25 protein-coding genes are annotated in these 19,007 nt (G+C 50.3%); 23 read left to right on the top strand and 2 right to left on the bottom strand.

Annotated features, from left to right (window positions below; translation table 11 throughout):
* Window positions 1-91 precede the first annotated feature (91 nt).
* The 5 genes from TREPR_RS17950 (at window position 92) to TREPR_RS13335 (ending at window position 3,355) form a co-directional block, all read left to right on the top strand.
* Window positions 92-595 (top strand): HigA family addiction module antitoxin, encoded by a 504-nt coding sequence (locus TREPR_RS17950; protein WP_015708854.1) that lies wholly within the window; start codon window positions 92-94, stop codon window positions 593-595.
* Between the two features lie 301 nt (window positions 596-896).
* On the top strand, window positions 897-1,427 hold the full coding sequence (moaC, locus tag TREPR_RS13350; protein WP_015708853.1) for a cyclic pyranopterin monophosphate synthase MoaC: 531 nt from the start codon (window positions 897-899) through the stop codon (window positions 1,425-1,427).
* A gap of 5 nt (window positions 1,428-1,432) precedes the next feature.
* Window positions 1,433-2,437 (top strand): GTP 3',8-cyclase MoaA, encoded by a 1,005-nt coding sequence (gene moaA, locus TREPR_RS13345; RefSeq protein WP_015708852.1) that lies wholly within the window; start codon window positions 1,433-1,435, stop codon window positions 2,435-2,437.
* 2 nt (window positions 2,438-2,439) lie between these two features.
* Window positions 2,440-2,868, top strand: a complete 429-nt coding sequence (locus tag TREPR_RS13340; protein WP_015708851.1) for an MOSC domain-containing protein — start codon at window positions 2,440-2,442, stop codon at window positions 2,866-2,868.
* Window positions 2,858-3,355 carry a MogA/MoaB family molybdenum cofactor biosynthesis protein gene (locus TREPR_RS13335; protein ID WP_015708850.1) on the top strand — a complete coding sequence of 166 codons (498 nt, stop codon included), beginning with the start codon at window positions 2,858-2,860 and terminating at the stop codon, window positions 3,353-3,355. Before TREPR_RS13340 ends, TREPR_RS13335 begins: the two co-directional genes overlap by 11 nt.
* A gap of 2 nt (window positions 3,356-3,357) precedes the next feature.
* On the opposite strand, the gene TREPR_RS13330 is transcribed toward TREPR_RS13335, so the two are convergent.
* Window positions 3,358-4,425 carry a PTS sugar transporter subunit IIC gene (locus tag TREPR_RS13330; protein ID WP_015708849.1) on the bottom strand — a complete coding sequence of 356 codons (1,068 nt, stop codon included), beginning with the start codon at window positions 4,423-4,425 and terminating at the stop codon, window positions 3,358-3,360.
* 136 nt (window positions 4,426-4,561) lie between these two features.
* Here TREPR_RS13330 and TREPR_RS13325 point away from each other — a divergent pair, with 136 nt between their 5' ends.
* The 12 genes from TREPR_RS13325 to TREPR_RS13270 all read left to right on the top strand — a co-directional run bounded on the left by TREPR_RS13325 (window position 4,562) and on the right by TREPR_RS13270 (window position 13,816).
* Window positions 4,562-5,770, top strand: coding sequence for a trans-sulfuration enzyme family protein (locus TREPR_RS13325; protein WP_015708848.1), 1,209 nt, complete (start codon window positions 4,562-4,564; stop codon window positions 5,768-5,770).
* A gap of 71 nt (window positions 5,771-5,841) precedes the next feature.
* Window positions 5,842-6,357: a hypothetical protein gene (locus tag TREPR_RS13320; RefSeq protein ID WP_015708847.1), complete on the top strand. Its 516-nt coding sequence runs from the start codon at window positions 5,842-5,844 to the stop codon at window positions 6,355-6,357.
* Between the two features lie 61 nt (window positions 6,358-6,418).
* Window positions 6,419-7,141 carry a F0F1 ATP synthase subunit A gene (locus tag TREPR_RS13315; RefSeq protein WP_015708846.1) on the top strand — a complete coding sequence of 241 codons (723 nt, stop codon included), beginning with the start codon at window positions 6,419-6,421 and terminating at the stop codon, window positions 7,139-7,141.
* A 155-nt stretch (window positions 7,142-7,296) separates the two neighbouring features.
* Window positions 7,297-7,527 carry an ATP synthase F0 subunit C gene (gene atpE / locus TREPR_RS13310; RefSeq protein ID WP_015708845.1) on the top strand — a complete coding sequence of 77 codons (231 nt, stop codon included), beginning with the start codon at window positions 7,297-7,299 and terminating at the stop codon, window positions 7,525-7,527.
* Window positions 7,528-7,538: 11 nt separating this feature from the next.
* Entirely contained in the window at window positions 7,539-8,042 is a 504-nt protein-coding gene (locus TREPR_RS13305; protein ID WP_015708844.1) for a F0F1 ATP synthase subunit B, read from the top strand.
* Window positions 8,042-8,608 carry an ATP synthase F1 subunit delta gene (gene atpH / locus TREPR_RS13300; protein WP_015708843.1) on the top strand — a complete coding sequence of 189 codons (567 nt, stop codon included), beginning with the start codon at window positions 8,042-8,044 and terminating at the stop codon, window positions 8,606-8,608. The genes TREPR_RS13305 and atpH overlap by 1 nt, the downstream gene beginning before the upstream one ends.
* On the top strand, window positions 8,602-10,104 hold the full coding sequence (gene atpA / locus TREPR_RS13295; RefSeq protein WP_015708842.1) for a F0F1 ATP synthase subunit alpha: 1,503 nt from the start codon (window positions 8,602-8,604) through the stop codon (window positions 10,102-10,104). Before atpH ends, atpA begins: the two co-directional genes overlap by 7 nt.
* Before the next feature lie 8 nt (window positions 10,105-10,112).
* Window positions 10,113-11,000, top strand: coding sequence for an ATP synthase F1 subunit gamma (gene atpG / locus TREPR_RS13290; RefSeq protein WP_015708841.1), 888 nt, complete (start codon window positions 10,113-10,115; stop codon window positions 10,998-11,000).
* Between the two features lie 58 nt (window positions 11,001-11,058).
* The gene (gene atpD, locus TREPR_RS13285; RefSeq protein ID WP_015708840.1) at window positions 11,059-12,441 is read left to right on the top strand and encodes a F0F1 ATP synthase subunit beta; all 1,383 of its coding nucleotides are present in this window, start codon (window positions 11,059-11,061) and stop codon (window positions 12,439-12,441) included.
* A gap of 8 nt (window positions 12,442-12,449) precedes the next feature.
* Entirely contained in the window at window positions 12,450-12,875 is a 426-nt protein-coding gene (atpC, locus tag TREPR_RS13280; protein WP_015708839.1) for an ATP synthase F1 subunit epsilon, read from the top strand.
* Between the two features lie 351 nt (window positions 12,876-13,226).
* Window positions 13,227-13,511 carry a type II toxin-antitoxin system Phd/YefM family antitoxin gene (locus tag TREPR_RS13275; protein WP_015708838.1) on the top strand — a complete coding sequence of 95 codons (285 nt, stop codon included), beginning with the start codon at window positions 13,227-13,229 and terminating at the stop codon, window positions 13,509-13,511.
* Window positions 13,508-13,816 (top strand): type II toxin-antitoxin system RelE/ParE family toxin, encoded by a 309-nt coding sequence (locus tag TREPR_RS13270; RefSeq protein ID WP_015708837.1) that lies wholly within the window; start codon window positions 13,508-13,510, stop codon window positions 13,814-13,816. Before TREPR_RS13275 ends, TREPR_RS13270 begins: the two co-directional genes overlap by 4 nt.
* A gap of 80 nt (window positions 13,817-13,896) precedes the next feature.
* Here TREPR_RS13270 and TREPR_RS13265 read toward each other — a convergent pair whose 3' ends face one another.
* Window positions 13,897-14,301 carry a helix-turn-helix domain-containing protein gene (locus TREPR_RS13265; RefSeq protein ID WP_052299729.1) on the bottom strand — a complete coding sequence of 135 codons (405 nt, stop codon included), beginning with the start codon at window positions 14,299-14,301 and terminating at the stop codon, window positions 13,897-13,899.
* A gap of 602 nt (window positions 14,302-14,903) precedes the next feature.
* On the opposite strand from TREPR_RS13265, the gene TREPR_RS13260 reads away from it, so the two are divergent.
* From TREPR_RS13260 to TREPR_RS13235, 6 genes are all read left to right on the top strand, one after another.
* Window positions 14,904-15,476, top strand: coding sequence for a hypothetical protein (locus TREPR_RS13260; protein ID WP_015708835.1), 573 nt, complete (start codon window positions 14,904-14,906; stop codon window positions 15,474-15,476).
* Window positions 15,477-15,519: 43 nt separating this feature from the next.
* Window positions 15,520-15,840 (top strand): hypothetical protein, encoded by a 321-nt coding sequence (locus TREPR_RS13255; protein ID WP_015708834.1) that lies wholly within the window; start codon window positions 15,520-15,522, stop codon window positions 15,838-15,840.
* Between the two features lie 59 nt (window positions 15,841-15,899).
* Window positions 15,900-16,211, top strand: coding sequence for a nucleotidyltransferase domain-containing protein (locus TREPR_RS13250; protein WP_015708833.1), 312 nt, complete (start codon window positions 15,900-15,902; stop codon window positions 16,209-16,211).
* A 7-nt stretch (window positions 16,212-16,218) separates the two neighbouring features.
* Window positions 16,219-16,479 carry an aminoglycoside 6-adenylyltransferase gene (locus tag TREPR_RS19280; RefSeq protein WP_015708832.1) on the top strand — a complete coding sequence of 87 codons (261 nt, stop codon included), beginning with the start codon at window positions 16,219-16,221 and terminating at the stop codon, window positions 16,477-16,479.
* 195 nt (window positions 16,480-16,674) lie between these two features.
* The gene (locus TREPR_RS13240; protein ID WP_041611694.1) at window positions 16,675-17,256 is read left to right on the top strand and encodes a nitroreductase family protein; all 582 of its coding nucleotides are present in this window, start codon (window positions 16,675-16,677) and stop codon (window positions 17,254-17,256) included.
* A 25-nt stretch (window positions 17,257-17,281) separates the two neighbouring features.
* The gene (locus TREPR_RS13235; protein ID WP_015708830.1) at window positions 17,282-18,658 is read left to right on the top strand and encodes an MATE family efflux transporter; all 1,377 of its coding nucleotides are present in this window, start codon (window positions 17,282-17,284) and stop codon (window positions 18,656-18,658) included.
* The last annotated feature ends 349 nt before the right edge of the window (window positions 18,659-19,007 follow it).

The raw sequence follows: 19,007 nt of genomic DNA, 5'->3' as shown, positions 1-19,007 counted from the left end.
CATTTTAGTAAAAAAAATACGAAAAATGCTAGACAAAAAAACTTTCTGTCGATATAGTTATTATAATAACTATTCCATTAAGGAGATATCAATGGCTAAAGTTGCTCAGACCCCCGGTGCAGTTGTAAAAGCTCTTACCGCTCAATACAATCTGTCTATTTCCCAACTCGCTGACGGGATTAAAATCAGTCCCTCTGCGGCACGTTTATTAGTTAATAATAAACTCAAGATCAGTATTCCCTTTGCAGAAAGGCTTTCCAAATTCTTTGGAAAGACCCCTGAGTATTGGGTAGCCCTGCAAACTTCCTACGAACTGGCAGAATCCTCCAAGGATAAGAAAAATGCGGCGATTTTAAAGACCGTTAACAAGGCAGAGAAGGTTCCTGTTAAGAAAGCCCCTGCCAAGAAGGCACCCGCCAAGAAGACGCCCGCCAAGAAGGCCCCGGCGAAGAAAGCCTCTGCCGCCAAAAAAGGCCCGGCCAAGAAAGCCGTCGCCAAAAAAGCTCCTGCGAAGAAGGTTGCTAAAAAAGCCGTGAAGAAAGCGGTTAAAAAGGCCCCTGCCAAGGCCAAAGCCAAGGCTGCTCCCGCGAAGTAATACTAAACCGCCGCTATATGCGGCGGTTTTTTTAGTGAGTCTGGTTTAATACCCCGACTACAAATACTTTATGAGAACAATATACCGAAAAATACCTAACGGATGATACCCTTTTTGTTTTTTTAGAGGTAGTGAGACTGCGCACAGCGTTTATAAGGTGATAAGAGAGATGAGAGGAAAGCTATCCTGTCTTTCTCCCCGAATTATTGCCAAAAATCATAAACTTATCTCTCCTCACTCATCTTTTCCTTATCCCGAATTTTCCCTTGCCTACCCCTAAAAATGTGCTATACTGATTGTTATGGCAATAGATAAGGATTTTACCCATTTTGACGCCGGAGGCAATGCCATCATGGTTGATGTTTCCGCCAAGGAAGTGACATCCCGCACCGCCATAGCCCGGGGGGAAATTACCCTGAGCCGGGAAACCCTGGAGGCCATACAGGGGGGCGCCGCCAAAAAAGGGGATGTCTTGGGGGTTGCCCGTATCGCAGGGATCATGGCGGCCAAGGGGACCGCAAACCTCATTCCCCTTTGTCACCCCCTCAATTTTGACAAATGTACCATCGACTTTTCTATACTTGAAGTTCCGGCCTCTGAGCTACCCCGTATTGAAGCTTGCTGTTCGGTAAAACTTTCCGGCAAAACCGGTGCGGAAATGGAGGCCCTTACCGGGGTTTCGGTGGCCCTTTTGACGATCTACGATATGTGTAAAGCCCTGGACCGGGCCATGCTTATCGGAAATATACGGCTTTGGGAAAAATCCGGTGGCAAAAGCGGTCTTTTTAAACGCCCTGAAATACCTCCGGCTTACGGCAAGGTAGAAGGGTAGGGTTCATGATAGACCGGTACGGCAGAACCATTGATTATCTCCGCATTTCCATTACCGACCGTTGTAATCTGCGTTGTCTCTACTGTATGCCAGCGGAAGGTGTGGATTGGAAGCCCCACGGGGAGATACTTTCTTTTGAGGAAATACTCCGGCTCTGTACTGTCATGGCCGGTATAGGTATCCGTAAGGTCAAGATCACCGGCGGGGAACCCCTGGTGCGTAAGGATGTGGGGAATTTTATCCGCAGCCTCAGGGCTGTTCCCGGGATAGAGCAGGTCACCCTTACCAGTAACGGCCTCCTGCTGGAATCCTTTCTCGCCGAAAACCCCGCCCTGTCCCTGGGGGGCATCAATGTAAGCCTGGATACCCTGGACCCGGAACTATACAGCCGGATCACCCGCTACCCCGGGGATACCCTTTTCCGGGATCAAGGGATTCCTTCTATATTAAGGGCCCTGGATCTGGCAGAGGAGCGGGGTATCCCGGTTAAGCTGAACTGCGTACCCCTTAGGGGGCTTAACGAAGCTGAGCTTCCCGCCATTGCTGCCCTGGCCAAAAAAGCGGGCCGGGCAGTTCGTTTTATCGAACTCATGCCCCTGGGTTCCGCCAATGAACTAGAACCCATCCCGGGAAACGAAGTAGCCGCCCTGCTGGAAAGGGCCTACGGCAAACTGATCAGCTACCATGGTCGCTTGGGTAACGGCCCTGCGGAATACTTCTCCCTCCCGGGCTTTGCCGGCAAAATCGGCTTCATCAATGCGCTGAGCGAAGGTTTCTGCGAATGCTGTAACCGCCTGCGGCTCAGTTCAGGGGGTATGCTCATACCCTGCCTGTCCAGTGAATCCGGTACAGACCTGCGGCGCCTGCTCCGCAGTGGGGTTTCGGAGGATGAACTCCAGGCTGCGGTGATGGAAACCCTGGACCGGAAACCGGGATCCCACAATTTTTCGGAGCGTTATCAAATAGAGCGGACAAAACACGTGAGCGGAATGTACTGTATCGGAGGATAAGCATGGGAAAGGTTTTAGCGGTATGTATGAGCCCCGCTAAGGGTACCGCAAAGAAGGATGTAGGAACTGCGGAACTGGTGGAAAACCACGGGCTGAAAGGGGATGCCCATGCGGGAACCTGGCACCGGCAGGTAAGCCTCCTATCCCACGGGAAGATCGAAGCATTTCGAGCCCGGGGCGCTGAGGTGGATCACGGCGCCTTTGGTGAAAACCTGGTGGTGGATGACATTGACTTTTCGAGCCTCCCGGTGGGTTCCATATTCCGTTCCGGGGACATAGTCTTGGAGCTGACCCAGATAGGCAAGGAATGCCACAGCGGCTGCGAGATTTTTAAGATCATGGGGGATTGCATCATGCCCCGGGAAGGGGTTTTTGCCCGGGTCATCCACGGGGGCGTCATAAGCGCCGGGGATGAACTCTATGTCCAGTAGCGGACCCTCGGGACATCCCTACCGGGTGGGGATCATCGTCTCCAGCGACCGGGGCTACCGGAAGGAGGCGGAGGATCTGAGCGGCCCCCTTATCCGGGAAATTGCAGAAGCTGCGGGCTTCCAGGTACTCAGCTACACCCTGTTGCCCGACGAGCAGCCCCTCCTGGAGACGGAACTCAAGCGGCTTTGCGATGGCAACATGGTAGACCTGATCCTCAGTTCCGGGGGCACCGGCTTTTCCCCCCGGGACCGCATGCCCGAGGCCACAGCCGCAGTAGCGGAGCGCTTGGTTCCGGGAATCCCTGAGGCCATGCGCGCCCAAAGCCTGGGCATTACCAAGCGGGCCATGCTCAGCCGCTCCCTGGCTGCCATACGCGGCGCCACCCTAATTATCAATTTGCCCGGCAGCCCCAAGGCGGTGCGGGAAAACCTGGAATTCATCATCGGCGAACTGGCCCACGGGCTGGATATGCTCACCGGCAGGTAAGCTTACAGCTCCAGCTTCAGGTCCCCTTCCTTAATCCACCCAATTTTCCGCAGGGGTATGGCAATGATCGGGGTCAGTACCGCCGGCAGTATGAAGCAGATCAGCACCAGGCCGGTCCAGTCAAAGCCGGTGATCGCCTCTTTTTTTCCTGCCGTAATATCGTTGATCCAGCCCATGTAGAGCCCTATCTGCCCCACCAGGCCGCAGGTACCCATGCCGGATGCCACCGCCGGGCCATTCATCTGGAGCCGGAAAATGCAGGTGGCTATGGGGCCGGTGATCGCCGAGGCCAGGGTGGGGGGTATCCAGATCCGGGGGTTCCGCACAATATTGCCCATCTGGAGCATGGAAGTGCCGAGACCCTGGGCAAATAAGCCCCCCCACTTGTTTTCCTTAAAGCCCATCACCGCAAAGCCTACCATCTGAGCGCAGCAGCCCGCCACTGCGGCTCCCCCGGCCAGCCCTGTGAGGCTCAATGCGGCGCAAATAGCGGCGCTGCTGATTGGCAGAGTGAGGATCACCCCCACGATGACCGAAACCAGTATGCCCATAAAGAATGGATGAAGTTCCGTGGCCCACATGATCCCATACCCCATGGCGCTGGCAGCGGCGCCTATAACCGGGGCACAGAGTATGGACATGAGCACCCCCGCCGCAATGGTTACCGCAGGGGTTACGATGATATCGATCTTGGTTTCTTTGGAAACCAGTTTTCCGAATTCGGCGGAGACCAGGGCGATAAAGTAAACTGCCAGAGGGCCCCCTGCTCCGCCCAGGTTATTTGCGGCGCCCCCCACGGCGATAAGGGAGAAGAGGACCAGCATGGGGCATTTCAGGGCCATCCCGATTGCCACCGCCATGGCCGGCCCGGTAGCTGCCCGGGCAAAGCTGCCTATGCTGAGCAGTACCGGTATCCCGAATTGTTCGCCTATGGTTCCAATGATGGTCCCGATTAGGAGGGATGCAAAAAGTCCCTGGGCCATGGCCCCAAGGGCGTCGATGCCGTAGCGCTTGGCGGAAAAGATGATATCTTTTTTTTGCAAAAATGCAAGAATTTTATGGGAAGACATACATGCTCCTTATTACATAGATGGTCCATCATAACCTATCGAAAGAAAAAAGTAAGATAAGTAGATCCTATTGACATCCCTGCATGGATGGATAAAATAACGCATATAAATTCAATAGTAATAATAGGATAATAAAATGAGCAAAAAGACCTATGGCAAAGAATTCGGCTTTCAGACCCGGGCGGTACATACCGGGAACGATGTAGATGGGGAGACCGGGGCCATTAAGCGGCCCATTGTCATGGCTAACAGCTACGAGCTGCCCTATGACCCTTCAGATCTCAACTGGAGCGGGGCGGACAAAAACATCTACACCCGGAACGGCGGGAGCAACCAGCGGTATTTGGAAGAAAAGCTGGCCTCTCTTTCGGGAGCCGAGCTTTCCCAGGGGGATGACTGCGTGGTTCTGGGCAGCGGGGTTTCCGCCCTGGCGGGGCTGTTCTTTTCCCTCCTTAAAAGTGGGGACCATGTGGTCTTTTCCAGCGTCACCTATATTGCGGTATACCGGCTTTTGAACGAGCTCTTCAATAAGAAGTTCAATGTGGAGACCACTATCGTGGATACCTCGGACTTGGCAGCGGTGCGGAAGGCAGTGCGGCCCAATACCCGGCTCATCCACATCGAGACCCCTGGAAACCCGGCGATCACCATCTCGGATATCCGGGCCATCGCCGCCATTGCCCATGAACAGGGGGCACTCCTTTCAGTGGACAATACCTTTGCTTCCCCCTACAACCAGCGGCCCCTGGAACTGGGGGCGGATTTTTCCGTTGAAAGCCTGACCAAGTACATTAACGGCCATGGAGATTCCATGGGGGGCGCAATTATCGGCAAAAAAGAGCAGCTGGACCAGATCCGCTCCCAGGCACAGATAAACCTTGGCGGGGTGATCAGCCCCTTCAACGCATGGCTCATCATGCGGGGCTCCGTAACCCTGCCCCTGCGGATGCGTCAGCATAACGAAAATGCCCTGAAAGCGGCGGAGTACCTGGAGGGCATCCCCAGTGTCCGTTTTGTAGCCTACCCTGGCCTCAAAAGCCATCGGGGCCACCAGGTGGCAGCCTCCCAGATGTCCCCGGGCTACGGGGGGGTGCTCTCCTTTGGCCTCAAGGCTGATCACGATACCCATAACCGCTTTGTCAGCCATTTACGGGTTATCACCTCCGCCGTTTCTTTGGGCCATGATGAGAGCCTTATCGTCTTTCTGGGGGAAAAGGATGAACGTCAATACCTCTACCCGCCGGAGTTCCATGACGGGTTCTTCCGGTTCAGCCTTGGAATTGAGGACCCCGAGGACATCATCGGGGACATCGATCAGGCCTTACGCAAGACCGGGCTTTTGTAGCCGCTTTCAAAAGAAAACCATAAAGTTTCTTTGTTCTTGACCAATTCCGCTGATGTGGTATAGTACTAGATATGGTTGATGGAACGATTATCGATACCCTGAATATCAATGCCAAGGATCTTGCGGCTAAGTGGAAGGACATGATCCGAAAAGCCCCCCAACTGAAGCATTATGGGGGCCTGGATGACAGTCGGCTGATCGAGGAGGGGGCCCGCATCTACCCCATTCTCGCCCGTATACTGGACCGGGGGCTGGATCGGGCGCTCCTGGGGGATTTCTTTGCCCGCATGGGGAAGGACAAAATGGCGGAGAGTTTCCCCATATCGGAGGTGATCTTCGCGGTCAACCTGTCCGAACAGGTGGTTATCCAGTACATCATGACCGACTTTGTCCTGGACAGTACCATTCGTATGTACCAAGCCATGGGTGTGGTCAATAAAGTGGCGGAATTCTTCCTCCTGGGCTGCTTTTACCTGACCAAGGGTTTCCTGGAAGCCACGTATACAACCATGAGCAAAAGCGATGCGGTTTCCGAGGAATTGCTGAAAAAGTACTTCCGCGACGATTTTTTCTTCAAAAAGGATTGACGGTTTTTTGCGGAAGTGTAAAGCTTATTTTGGATAGATAAAAAAAGCTGTGGAGTAATAGATGGAAGCCCTGGAAATTAAGACGGTTTTTACGATTTTCCTTTTAGGCCGCGCCATACCTATCACCGAAACAGTCATCATCTCCTGGGTGGTTATGGCCATCCTGATCATTGCCGCCCTGGTTTTTGTCCGTAAATTTACCGAAATCCCCAAGGGCAGCCAGGCGATTGTGGAAGCCCTGGTGGAATTTCTCAACAATTTCGCCAAAACCCAGTTTGGCCCCTGGGCTAAAGCCTTGGGCCCCTATATCGGGACCCTGTTTCTGTTCCTCCTGGTATCAAATATTATCGGGGTGCTTTCGCCCATTGAAGTTTCCTTCATGGGTCGAGAATTTATCCCTCCCTTTACCATCAAGCCCCCCACCAAGGATATCAATGTAACCGCCCCTTTGGCACTTATCACGATTGCCTTGGTTTTGGTGTGCGGGATCATCGCCCGGGGCCCCCTGGGCTGGGCAAAGCGGCTGTTTCACCCCATGGCCTTTATGTTGCCCTTTAACCTGCTGGAATACGGTACCCGGCTGCTCTCCCTATGCCTGCGGCTTTTCGGGAACATCATGGGTGGCTTTATTCTGATGCATCTCATTGAAGGGCTGATCCCCCTGGGGCTTCCCATGATCGCCTCCTTGTATTTTGATTTCTTTGACGGTCTGCTTCAGGCGGCGATATTTGTATTTTTGTCCTGTTTGTATATATCCGAAGCGGTTAAAACCGAAGCGGAATGAGAAATTACCAAAACTTGGTTAAGTTTTGGTAATTTCTCTTGGAAAAGCGGCCTGAAGCCCGCTTTTCCACTTACATTTAAGGTTGCAGTTTCAAAATCTGACATTTTGAAACTGCTTCGATTATATATCTTGAATAGATTTAGGAAGGAGCTTATATGGATTTAGCAGTTTTAGCGGCCCTTGGAGCCGGTATCGCGGTAGTCACCGGGCTTGGCGCCGGTATCGGCATTGGTATCGCCACATCAGGGCTTATGCAGGCCATTGCCCGCCAGCCCGAGTCCCAGGGAAAACTGATCCCCTGGTTCTTTGTCGGTATGGCCCTAGCGGAATCGACGGCTATTTATGGCTTTGTTGTTGCCATCCTCCTCATTGGTAAATTGCCCTAAGGGGAGAAGCTATGCTTGATTTTTCCGTAACCTTTATCATAACCATACTCAATATCCTTATCCTGTTCTTCATACTCAGGAAGATTCTCTTTAAGCCGGTAACCAAATTTATTGAAGGGCGGGCTCAAAAGATTCAGGATTCCCTGGATCAGGCGGAAAAGGAACGGAACCTGTCAAAGGGGCTTTTGCAGCAGTATGAAGACCAGTTGAAAAGGATCGAGGAAGAGGCCACGGAAATTATCCGGACAGCGAAAGATACGGCCCAGAAAGAAGCGGACCGGATCATCGCCGAAGGAAAAGCCCAGGCGGATCTTCTGCTTGAAAAGGGCCGTAAACAGATTGTGGCGGATCAACGGGCGGCCATGACGGTATTCAGTGCCGATGCCGCCGCCATGGTTATTGGCGCCTCAAGCCGCCTTATCCGGCGGGAACTGAACAGCGAGGATAGCCGCCACCAGGCAGCGCTGCTCCTTGAAGAACTGACAGAAACCGCCTCAAAGCAGGGGAATACCTGATGTTCCAGGGGGAGCGCTGGGCCGAAGCCTATATGGGAGCCTCTGCCGGCCATGCCGGGGATGGCCTTGAAATTTTAAAGGCCCTGGTTCCCGTCGTTTCCCGCCTTCCCGGGCAGGTTTTGGGGAAGGAAGACGGGGCGCAGCTGGAAAGGATGCTCCGCAAAGCCCTGGAACAGTCCGGCGCCGATTCTGCGGGGGCCGAGTATGCTCTCCGGCTGGTGGTGCTCCTGGTACGAAAGGCTTATTTTAAGCATCTTGCGGAGCTTCTCCGTATTATTGAACAGCGCCTGGACGCGGAAAATGGGATACTTACGGTAAACGTCGAATCGGTATACCCCCTGGATGATGAGTTGCAGGAAAAATTGAAGGCCGGCTTAAAAAAGAAAACCGGCGCCCGGGAAATCAAACTGGTTTCCCAAATTGTACCCGAACTTCTGGGTGGGTACCGGCTGCGTATCGGCACTGAACTGATCGATACCAGCCTGAAAGGTCAAATACAGCGGATGGCCATGAATTTGCATGCCGATATGTCCGAAAAAGGGTCCCGCGGAGGTTTTAGATGGTGAATTTCGGAGACCTCACCAGGGTCTTACAAGAGCAGATTGAACATTGGGAAACCAAAGCCACCAGCGATTCCATTGGCTTCGTAGGCCAGGTGGGAGACTCGGTAGCCACCGTGTACGGCCTGGGCAAGGCTATATACGGGGAATTGGTGGAGTTTGCTTCCGGCGCAACCGGGATCGTTATGAACCTGGAGGAAGACGGGGTGGGCTGTGTGCTCCTCTCCGGGGAATCCCTGGTAAAAGCCGGTGAGGAAGTGAAGGCTACCGGCCGGGTCGTGTCGGTTCCCTCGGGCCAGGGCCTCCTGGGCAGGGTGGTGAACCCCTTGGGAGAAGTCATTGACGGCAAGGGCGCCCTGGAAGCGGAAGCCTGGCTGCCTGTAGAATCCCCGGCGGCTCCGGTAATCGAACGGGGGGCGGTGAATGTGCCCCTCCAGACCGGTGCCCTTTCGGTGGATGCCATGATACCCATAGGCCGGGGCCAGCGGGAACTGATCATCGGTGACCGCCAGACCGGCAAGACCGCCCTGGCCATCGACACTATTATTAACCAGAAGGGCAAGGGCGTTTATTGCGTATACTGCGCCATCGGGCAGAAATCTTCTTCCGTGGCGGCGATCATAAAGAACCTGGAACGCTTCGGGGCCATGGATTATACCTTTGTGGTGCTGGCCTCGGCGGCGGATTCTGCGGCCCTCCAGTATCTGGCTCCCTATTCGGCCTGCGCCATGGCGGAACATTTTATGCACCAGGGCAAGGATGTGCTGGTGGTTTACGATGATCTTTCCAAACACGCCGTGGCCTACCGGACCATTTCCCTGCTCCTGCGCCGTCCCCCGGGACGGGAAGCCTTCCCCGGGGACGTGTTCTACCTCCACTCCCGGCTCCTGGAGCGGGCCGCCAAACTGGCCGCCGATATGGGTGGCGGTTCCATCACCGCCCTGCCCATTGTGGAAACCCAGGCAGGGGACATCTCCTCCTACATCCCCACCAATGTCATTTCCATCACCGATGGCCAGATATTTCTGGATTCGGAACTTTTCAATTCCGGGTTCCGTCCTTCCATCGACGTGGGGCTTTCGGTCAGCCGGGTAGGGGGCAGCGCCCAGACCAAGGCGGTGCGGAAAATTTCCGGGCGTCTGCGCCTGGACCTGGCCCAGTACCGGGAAATGGCCGCCTTTGCCCAGTTCGGCAGCGACCTGGACAAGTCAACCCAGGATAAACTTGCCCAGGGCCAACGGCTCATGGAGGTGCTCAAACAGCCCCAGTTCTCCCCCCTGGCCATGGAGGAACAGGTGGCGGTGCTCTTTATGGCCATCAACGGCTTCCTCATGGAAGTCCCGGTGGAGAAAATAGCTCCCTTTGTGAAGGGCTTTCTGGAATATTTGAAGCTGCGTCAGGGGGATATGCTTAAAACTATCGCCGACACTGGGGTTCTGTCCTCTGAAATTGAACAGACCCTGACCAGCGCCATAGAAACGTTTAAACAGTCCAAGCAATAGGGGAAGGAATGGCAAACTTACGGGACGTCCGGCTGCGGATGCGGGCCATACAACAGACACTTCAGGTAACCAAGGCGATGGATCTGATCTCCACAGCAAAACTGCGGAAAGGCCGCCGGGTTCTGGAGGATACGGAACCCTATTTTACCCGGATACAGAAGTCCATGTTTGATATTGTGTCCGGGGCCGGGTATGTGCATAGTGATTTTTTCGGCAGAAAAACTGACGCTGATAATTACCATACCGCAGTGGTGGTGATCACCAGTGATAAGGGTCTGGCCGGGGGCTACAATGCCAATATCTTCCGCTATGTGAACGAACTCTGTGCCGGGGTAAAAAACCCCATTTTGGTGCTCATCGGGGCCATCGGGTACCGCCACTTTATGCACTCCCCCTACCTGATCCTGGAAAATTTTTCCTTCAAATCAAAATTGCCCGACGTGGATGACGCCAAGGAAATTGCGGATTACATTATCTCCCAATACCTGTGGGGTATGTTTGACGAAGTACATATTGTGTATACCCACATGTACAGCACAATAAAACTGCTCCCCACAGCGAAGTACATCCTGCCCCTGAAAACGGAAACCATGCGGCAGGAATTGGACAAAATTGATACCAAGGAACGGGAATTTCACAGCTTTGAATATATCCCCTCCGCAGAGGAAGTGTTTGACGCTCTGGTGCCCCTGTATATTAAAGGCCTGGTCTATGGCTGCCTTGTGGAAGCCTACGCCAGCGAGCAGAGCGCCCGGATTGCCGCCATGGACGAAGCTTCCAAAAATGCAGAAGAGATGCTGGGCACCCTGAGGCTCCATTACAACCGGGTCCGTCAGGCGGGCATCACCCAGGAAATGACAGAAATAGTATCGGGCTCCTCGGCCCTGAGTAAATAAAAGTGAGAAACATGGAATTTGAAATTTTGAAAGTGTTTGTGAAAGTGAGGAACAGGTCATGGCGAATATAGGGGTTGTCACGCAGATAGTAGGTCCGGTTGTTGACGTGCGGTTTCAGGAGCACCAGCTTCCCCCGATTCTGAACGCCCTGGAAATCAAGGCGGCGGATCGGCGGGTGATACTTGAGGTGCTCCAGCATATCGGGGACAACCGGGTGCGCTGTGTCGCCATGGAAGCCACCGAAGGGCTTTCCCGGGGGCTTGATGTTGAAGATACGGGGTATCCCATCCGGGTGCCTGTGGGTGAAGAAGTGCTGGGCCGTATGTTCAGCGTCACGGGCAAACCCATCGACGACAAAGGCGCCTTCACTGCTGGTAAGTACGCCTCCATACACCGTGCCGCGCCGCCCTTTGAGGAGCAGAAACCGGCCACCGAGGTTTTTGAGACCGGGATCAAGGTCATTGACCTGATCGCCCCCTATGCCAAGGGCGGCAAAATCGGCCTTTTCGGCGGCGCCGGGGTGGGGAAGACCGTGGTCATCATGGAACTGATCCACAATATTGCTACTGAACATTCAGGCTATTCGGTATTTGCCGGGGTAGGGGAGCGCTCCCGTGAAGGGGCGGACCTCTGGCGGGACATGAACGAATCTGGGGTCATCGACAAGACCGCCCTGGTTTTCGGCCAGATGAACGAGCCTCCCGGCGCCCGTATGCGGGTAGCCCTGTCCGGGCTGACCATGGCCGAGTATTTCCGCGACCAGGGCGGCCAGGACGTACTCCTCTTTATTGACAATATTTTCCGGTTCATCCAGGCGGGCGCCGAAGTTTCCGCCCTCCTGGGCCGCATCCCCAGCGCCGTGGGCTACCAGCCCGCCCTGGCCAATGAAATGGGCAGCCTCCAGGAACGGATCGCCAGCACCTCCAAGGGTTCCATCACCAGCATTCAGGCAGTCTACGTCCCCGCCGACGACCTGACCGACCCGGCCCCGGCCACCACCTTTGCCCACCTGGACGCCACCATCACCCTGTCTCGAAAGATCGTGGAACTGGGCATCTACCCCTCGGTGGACCCCCTGGCCTCCAGCTCCCGGATCCTGGACCCCGCCATTGTGGGGGAGGAACACTACAATACCGCAATCAGGACCCAGCAGATACTCCAGCGCTACAAGGAACTCCAGGACATCATCGCCATCCTGGGCATGGACGAACTTTCCGCAGAGGACAGGCTCATCGTATCCCGGGCCCGGAAAGTCCAGCGCTTCTTCAGCCAGCCCCTGCATGTAGCGGCCCACTTCAACGGTATGCCCGGCGCCTATGTGCCGGTTAAGGAAACGGTCCGGGGTTTCAAGATGATCCTGGACGGCGAGGCCGACAATATTCCTGAGCAGGACTTCTTCATGTCCGGCACCATTGACGATATTATCGCCAAAACCAAGTAGGGGTTTTTATGGCAGACCTTTTTACCTTTGAAGTGCATACCCCCTACCGCCTGTTTTACAAAAACAAGGTCGAAGCCATCTCGGTGACCCTGCTGGACGGCGAGATAGGGGTCTATGCTCACCACGACCCCATCACTGCCCCGGTTAAGTCCTGCCTGCTTAAAATCATGGAAAAGGGCGGTAAATGGAAAACAAGCTATACCTCCGAGGGTATCCTGGAAGTAGCCGGAGGCAAGACCGTGATCATGGCGGACTCCGCTGAATGGCCCGATGAGATCGACCATGATCGCGCCCTGGAAGCCAAACACCAGGCCGAGGAAACCCTGAAAAATTCGAGTTTCAAGTTTGAGTCCGAGACCGCGAAGTTAAAGCTCGAGCGGGCGGATATGCGGCTTAAGGCTTGGGAACTGCGGACGGCGAAAGAGCCGGAGTAGCGCTTCGCCGGAGAACCTGATAATTCTTCATTGCTATTGTTAATTGCCTGTAAAAAAGTGTCCCAGGCTTTTGGGTTGCTCATTTTTTGGGCTTGTTCATCCAATACGGTTACAAGGGTTTTTCTATTTTCGGGAATAGTAACCGGGCTATCGGAAATAAATTGCCCTGATTCGAAATATCCTTGAATAACCAACATAGCGTCAACTTCTTATCACTAAATATAGCATAGCAGGTGGTTTTTGCAAATAATTCGGGGCAAGATAGTGGGGACCTTCCTATTGAAATAGCTTGATTACCCGGCAAAATTTGGGTATAATTTGACTATAAAAACTGATACCCAGGAGATGGATATGACCCCAATTATAAGAGCCTCCAGTGAATTACGGAAAAATTATAACAGTATCGCGGAAATATGCCGTACCGAAAAAAAGCCGGTTTTTCTGACCAGGAATGGCGAAGGGGATACGGTTCTTATGGATATGGAAACCTATAGCCGCAGGGAGGAAGATTTGTCCATGGCGGAACGGCTTTTTGAAGCTGAAATGGATCGCCTGGCCGGAATCCGGGGATATACGCCGGAAGAATTTAAAGAAAATATGAAAAAGGCTATTGCACAGGGCAAAAAAGGGAAATGAAAACCCACGAAGTAATCATTCATCCCAAAGCTAATGACAGGATGTATGAACATTTCCAATTTCTTGCCCGGGTGAGCGTTCAGGGGGCGGAGAGCCTTCTTGATAAACTTATTGACGATATACAAAGTTTGGAATTTATGCCGGAACGGTACCCCTGGCTTGAGCGGGACTATTTGCCGAAAAGAAAATACCGCTATATGCTTTCCGCCAAACGGTACCGAATCGTTTATCAGGTTATTGAAAACACGGTATTTGTGGAGGATATTCAGGATTGCAGGCAGGATGATGACAAGAATCGTGTGTAGTATTGTTTTGGCTAAAACCGTCTATTGAGGACTAAATAAAAACGATTACGGCCTTTTGGAAATCATCTAAATAAGAGCGGCTACCCTTTTTTACGCTTTTTTGAGGCAATTGGCTTGTCCGGCCTTTCATCCTGAGGTTTTGGCGTGGTTTCAGAGTATTCCACCAGCCAATCCAGGTATTTCAGCACATAATCCTGCAAGATATCGTCCATTTTGTTGAAATTTCGGATGATCTTTTCTAATTTGGGGTCTTTTTCCGCGTCGAAAAGCTCGCCTTCCCCGGTTCGGAGCCAGTTTTCGTTCACCCCGTAGGTCAGGCAGATCATTTTTAGGAGCCGGTCGTTGACTTTATGATGATTTGCCTCAATTCCCGCCAGAGATGAGCGGCCTATGCTGATGTCACGCGAAAATTTTTCTTGGGTATAATCTAAGACCCTACGAATTTGGAGAATACGCTGGTTTATCCCAAAGTCATAGTCCAACAAAAAACCTTCCTATAATTTAATGGTAACAAAAAAAGGGGTAAGTAACAAGTAAAAGGCTTTTTATTGTAGCCCAATACTTGACAGATATCCAATTTAGAACATAATATTGTTAATATTTAACATTTGTACTATATTTTGATAAAGTGGCTTTTTATGAATATGGACGATATGACCAGGCAGGAAAAGCGAGCCCGTTTGATAACGGGATACCACAGGATAGCTCCGGGCAAAGGGATGTTTTGGACAAAACCGTCCGGAGTCTGGCGGAATTCCCTTCGCTTCCGGTAAGGACAGTATTACTGCAAAATACTGCGGAGAAAGAGAACGAAAATGCAGGGGAAGAGGTATGACTTGGGAAGATAAAAATCAGCGAGTGTATTTATACTACGTTTAACGCCATTTTCTTGAAAACTAATTAGTATAGTAATTTTTATATGTCATTAGGAAATGTTGGGTTACATAGTTTTTTTGATTATGCTAAATAAAATGATAGCCTGTGATTGTAGCTGCGATTGATGGATAGGAAAAATTTTCTGCAAATATTAAAACGAGGGCTGGTATCTCATTTTTGATATTAAGTATTTTTAAGGAGAAAAATATTAATGAAGAAATGTTTTTTTATTTTAATTACGCCTCTTTTAATGATAGGATGTTTTTCGACACCCAATATTATAAAAGACGAAACTCAAATAGAAATATGGGAATACCATCAATCAATACTTAATTGGTTGAATGGTAAAGAGGATAAAATGCTAACGTTAGCACGTGACACTACTTATAATATGATGGCTGAAGATGTTTATTTTTTTGTAGATTTTGATGTATTGGATTTATACAATGGATTAAAAAATGAGAATTTTTTGAATCCATATGAATATTGGGAAGGAATAAGATATTCCCATTCTTGGAGTAATAATATTCAAGATGAAATATACCGGGTCCAAATTGTTGTAGGAAATTGTGGTACGGAATATTCTTGGAGTAAGACACCCTTTACAAGGACTGAAAAAAATGGAGAAATTTCGAAGAGTGTATTCAAGCCCCGTTTGGAAGGACAATGGCCTGTTTTTATAAGGTCATTTTCTGCAAGATTATCAAAAGCCAAGCTTGAATGGAGCCAAAAGGGGAATGATACACAAGACGGTGGTGGCTTTTTTTACGTACCACTGGAATAAATCGTTAATATAAATAAAGGACATATTGTTTTAGGGGAATAAAATGAAATGTTTTTGGAATGGTAGTTTTGTGGAGTATGCATCAGCACTTAGTCCTTACATAATTGCAATAGCTGCTTTTATTATTGGAAAATTTACAGGTTTAATAGCAAAATTTAATATAAAAAATGATGCTATTATTAGGAATACTTGGATAAGTATTGAAAATCAAGCTAGAAAAAGTGTTCATTATTCAGATAAAGATGGAATAGTAATAGCGCCCTATCCTAAAACATGGGCAGAAATTGAAAATGATGCAATTGAATTTGCCAAAGTGGAATATTCTAAAGAATGGGAACAATATAAAGGTTTAAAATCAAAATAAATAATAATTATAAAAATACCCCACTTGGCAAAAAAATAAAATTGAGGAATACTAAAAATATGGATAATTTTATTGAAATAATAAATAGCATTAAAGAATCCATCCTCAAATATGTACCGACAAAATATATCTATCTTTTTGGCTCCTATGCTTATGGAAATCCGACGGATAAAAGCGGTATAGATATATACATTGTTATACCTGATTATATAAATAATATTTCAGAAATTTATACAAAGATAATTGTTGATTTGGGTGACAAAAAAATATTTTTTATTGATTTACTGCTAAATAGAGAAAGTGTTTTTAATAAAAGAAAAATAGAAAATATTCTTGAGAAAACAATTTCTCAAAAAGGCAAAATAATATAATAAAGCCATGGGCGTCTTTATACGAAACCTATTAACTTTTGCCGAAAACGATAACAATATCCGCCTGGTTTTATTAAACGGCTCGCGGGCTAACCCCAATCAGGTTCAGGACAAGTATTCAGATTACGATATTCTATTTGGTGTTACATCCTATGAACCATATGAAAAAAACTCTGATTGGATGAATTATTTTGGAACAATACTAATAAACCAAAACAATGTAAGTTCTGTCAATAATATCCAGTACCCGATATTCTTAAGCGGATAAAAGAAGATTAGTTATAAAAAAGACTTGGGGATCGAAGCCTGGGAAAGTATGAATATTTTCCGCTCTTATTCCCCCGGTCTTCTTATGCCCCAAGCTTTCGCCTCCCCGCAATTTTTCTGTATTGACAAGGGCCTAAAATCGAAGTATAATCCTCTTTACGTATACTTTCCCGGGAAAATCCCCAGAGAGGTTTTTATGCCGAACAATATTCTGGATCTAATCCGTGCCCGCAGATCTACCCGGGTTTTTCAGGACAGGGCAGTTCTCCGGCAGGACCTGGAAACCCTGTTGGAGGCGGCTGTCTGGGCGCCCAGCGGCGGAAACAACCAGAGTTGGCTCTTCACGGCAATTCAGAACAAGGATATTCTTTTAAAGCTTAACGAACTGGTCCGCCAAGGTTTCCAGACCTATATACCTGACGATGATTACCCTGGGAAACAGCAGGTCAAGATCCATTCCCAAAGGGAGGGCTTTAATTTTTATTACCATGCCCCGGTGCTGATAATCGCTTCTAATAAGCCGAATTACGAAAACGCCATGGCCGACTGTTCCCTGGCCCTGGAAAACATATTCCTCACTGCTGAAAGCCTTGGCCTTGGAAGCTGCTACGTCAACCAGCTCCACTGGCTGCAGAATGATCCCGGCCTTCGAGATTTCCTTTTTACCCTGGGCATCCCCCGGGAGCACAGGATCTGTAATTCCGCAGTGATAGGGTATACCGTGAAACCGTCCCCGGTTCCGGCCCGTAAAGAAAATACCGTACGTATCGTGGAATAAGAGAGTACAGTAAGGGAGTACAGTTATGACTCCGGAAAAAGCCAAAAACCCCCTGGGGTTTGCCCCGATTTCAGGGCTTATCGCCAAGTATGCCATACCCTCTGTGATCAGCATGCTTGTTGCGGCGGCTTACAATATTACTGACCAAATTTTTATCGGTCATATAGTGGGGATGCTTGGAAACGCCGCGACAAATGTAGCGTTTCCCGTGACCGTACTCTGCGGGGCCTTCGCCCAGTTAATCGGCGTTGGGACTGCCACTAACTTTAACATCAAGATGGGCGCCAAAAAGGAGGAAGAGGCAGCCGGGTTTTTGGGCGTCGGGCTGACTGCCCTTGTGTTCACAGGCCTTGTGTTTACCTGCGTTGTTTTTCTGTTCCGTAACCCTCTGCTCCTGCTCTGCGGCGCCACGGACAACGTGTTTCCCCTGGCAAGCTCCTATCTTGGGATAACTGCCCTGGGGCTCCCTTTTTTTCTCTTTTCCCAGTCCTGCAGCCACCTCATCCGCGCGGACGGGAGCCCGGCCTATTCGCTGATCGCCGTTGCTTCCGGGGCGATATTAAACGTGTTTTTGGATTGGCTTTTTATGGTGGTGTTTGGCTGGGGGATTCAGGGTGCGGCGACCGCTACGGTGATAGGCCAATTTGTGTCCTTTGCCATCTGCGCTCTTTACTTCAAGGGTTTTAAAAGTTTCAAAATTAAACCGGCGATATTTGGCATAAGACTCAGTTTTCTTTCCCAAATAGTTAAACTGGGCACCTCCAATTTTATCAACCACCTCATCATGGCCACGGTCAATATTGTGATGAATAATACCCTGAAATATTACGGCGCGCTTTCCAGCTACGGCAGCGATATACCTTTGGCAGTTTCAGGGGTAATAGCAAAATTAAATGCAATACTGATCGCATTTTCCGTGGGAATTGCCCTGGGCTGCCAGCCGATTTTTGGTTTCAACACCGGGGCAAAAAACTACAAACGGGTAAAGGAAGCCTACAAAAAGGCGCTTGCGCTTACGTTTGTCATAAATATTTTAGGCTTTCTCTCTTTTCAGTTGTTCCCCCGGGCTATTATCAGTATTTTCGGCGGCGGAAGCGAAGCTTATCTTGAGTTTGGGGAAAACTATCTGCGTATATATATGATGATGGTATGCATGTTCGGAGTACAGCCCCTTTCGGTCAACTATTTTACCGCATCCGGAAAGGCGCGGCAGGGCATTGTGCTGTCCCTGTCGCGGCAGGGGCTTTTCTTACTTCCCTTGCTAATCCTACTGCCAATGATTTTTGGCATAACCGGGGTATTGTACGCTGGCCCCATAGCGGACGGGTTGGCGGTTGTGCTGTCTGTGGTTTTGGTGGCCTTTGACTTTAAGCGCATGAATGCATTGGAATTGGGCGTGTAAGTGCTTTGCCTGCTTTTTCCCCTCTCCATCATGTTTTTTAACAGGAGGGCGTTCACGACCTCATCAATGACTGCCTTTTCATTAGCGGGCAGGAGCCTGTATTTTGCTAAAAGTGAAGCGTCCGAGGCGGATAGGGTGAGGTCCGGGACAAAGGCCTATTGAAAGACGTTCTCCGCCCCAGGGCTGCCGAAAGCAGAGGAGATGCGGATCCTGCGCCTCCTTGCCCACGGATAAAACCTAGACGAAAGTCTAGATTTTATCCCCAAAGTCTAGCCGAAAGAAACCGGTATCTCCGGTTAAACGTGCTATGCTTATCTATAAAGCCTTTTTGACTATTTCGGTAAAAAAT

This window comes from Treponema primitia ZAS-2, assembly GCF_000214375.1.
Classification (GTDB): domain Bacteria; phylum Spirochaetota; class Spirochaetia; order Treponematales; family Breznakiellaceae; genus Termitinema; species Termitinema primitia.
Note: the sequence above shows the minus strand (reverse complement) of the source record. Positions and strands in the feature narration are given on the sequence as shown.

Coding starts and splice junctions, on each gene's coding strand:
- TREPR_RS13240 (WP_041611694.1), top strand. CDS start 16,675: ATGCCGAACAATATTCTGGATCTAATCCGTGCCCGCAGATCTACCCGG.
- atpC (WP_015708839.1), top strand. CDS start 12,450: ATGGCAGACCTTTTTACCTTTGAAGTGCATACCCCCTACCGCCTGTTT.
- atpH (WP_015708843.1), top strand. CDS start 8,042: ATGTTCCAGGGGGAGCGCTGGGCCGAAGCCTATATGGGAGCCTCTGCC.
- TREPR_RS13320 (WP_015708847.1), top strand. CDS start 5,842: ATGGTTGATGGAACGATTATCGATACCCTGAATATCAATGCCAAGGAT.
- TREPR_RS19280 (WP_015708832.1), top strand. CDS start 16,219: ATGGGCGTCTTTATACGAAACCTATTAACTTTTGCCGAAAACGATAAC.
- TREPR_RS13325 (WP_015708848.1), top strand. CDS start 4,562: ATGAGCAAAAAGACCTATGGCAAAGAATTCGGCTTTCAGACCCGGGCG.
- TREPR_RS13270 (WP_015708837.1), top strand. CDS start 13,508: ATGAAAACCCACGAAGTAATCATTCATCCCAAAGCTAATGACAGGATG.
- atpG (WP_015708841.1), top strand. CDS start 10,113: ATGGCAAACTTACGGGACGTCCGGCTGCGGATGCGGGCCATACAACAG.
- TREPR_RS13315 (WP_015708846.1), top strand. CDS start 6,419: ATGGAAGCCCTGGAAATTAAGACGGTTTTTACGATTTTCCTTTTAGGC.
- moaC (WP_015708853.1), top strand. CDS start 897: ATGGCAATAGATAAGGATTTTACCCATTTTGACGCCGGAGGCAATGCC.
- TREPR_RS13235 (WP_015708830.1), top strand. CDS start 17,282: ATGACTCCGGAAAAAGCCAAAAACCCCCTGGGGTTTGCCCCGATTTCA.
- TREPR_RS13255 (WP_015708834.1), top strand. CDS start 15,520: ATGAAATGTTTTTGGAATGGTAGTTTTGTGGAGTATGCATCAGCACTT.
- atpD (WP_015708840.1), top strand. CDS start 11,059: ATGGCGAATATAGGGGTTGTCACGCAGATAGTAGGTCCGGTTGTTGAC.
- atpA (WP_015708842.1), top strand. CDS start 8,602: ATGGTGAATTTCGGAGACCTCACCAGGGTCTTACAAGAGCAGATTGAA.
- TREPR_RS13250 (WP_015708833.1), top strand. CDS start 15,900: ATGGATAATTTTATTGAAATAATAAATAGCATTAAAGAATCCATCCTC.
- atpE (WP_015708845.1), top strand. CDS start 7,297: ATGGATTTAGCAGTTTTAGCGGCCCTTGGAGCCGGTATCGCGGTAGTC.
- TREPR_RS13305 (WP_015708844.1), top strand. CDS start 7,539: ATGCTTGATTTTTCCGTAACCTTTATCATAACCATACTCAATATCCTT.
- TREPR_RS13275 (WP_015708838.1), top strand. CDS start 13,227: ATGACCCCAATTATAAGAGCCTCCAGTGAATTACGGAAAAATTATAAC.
- TREPR_RS13340 (WP_015708851.1), top strand. CDS start 2,440: ATGGGAAAGGTTTTAGCGGTATGTATGAGCCCCGCTAAGGGTACCGCA.
- TREPR_RS13260 (WP_015708835.1), top strand. CDS start 14,904: ATGAAGAAATGTTTTTTTATTTTAATTACGCCTCTTTTAATGATAGGA.
- TREPR_RS17950 (WP_015708854.1), top strand. CDS start 92: ATGGCTAAAGTTGCTCAGACCCCCGGTGCAGTTGTAAAAGCTCTTACC.
- TREPR_RS13330 (WP_015708849.1), bottom strand. CDS start 4,425: ATGTCTTCCCATAAAATTCTTGCATTTTTGCAAAAAAAAGATATCATC.
- TREPR_RS13335 (WP_015708850.1), top strand. CDS start 2,858: ATGTCCAGTAGCGGACCCTCGGGACATCCCTACCGGGTGGGGATCATC.
- moaA (WP_015708852.1), top strand. CDS start 1,433: ATGATAGACCGGTACGGCAGAACCATTGATTATCTCCGCATTTCCATT.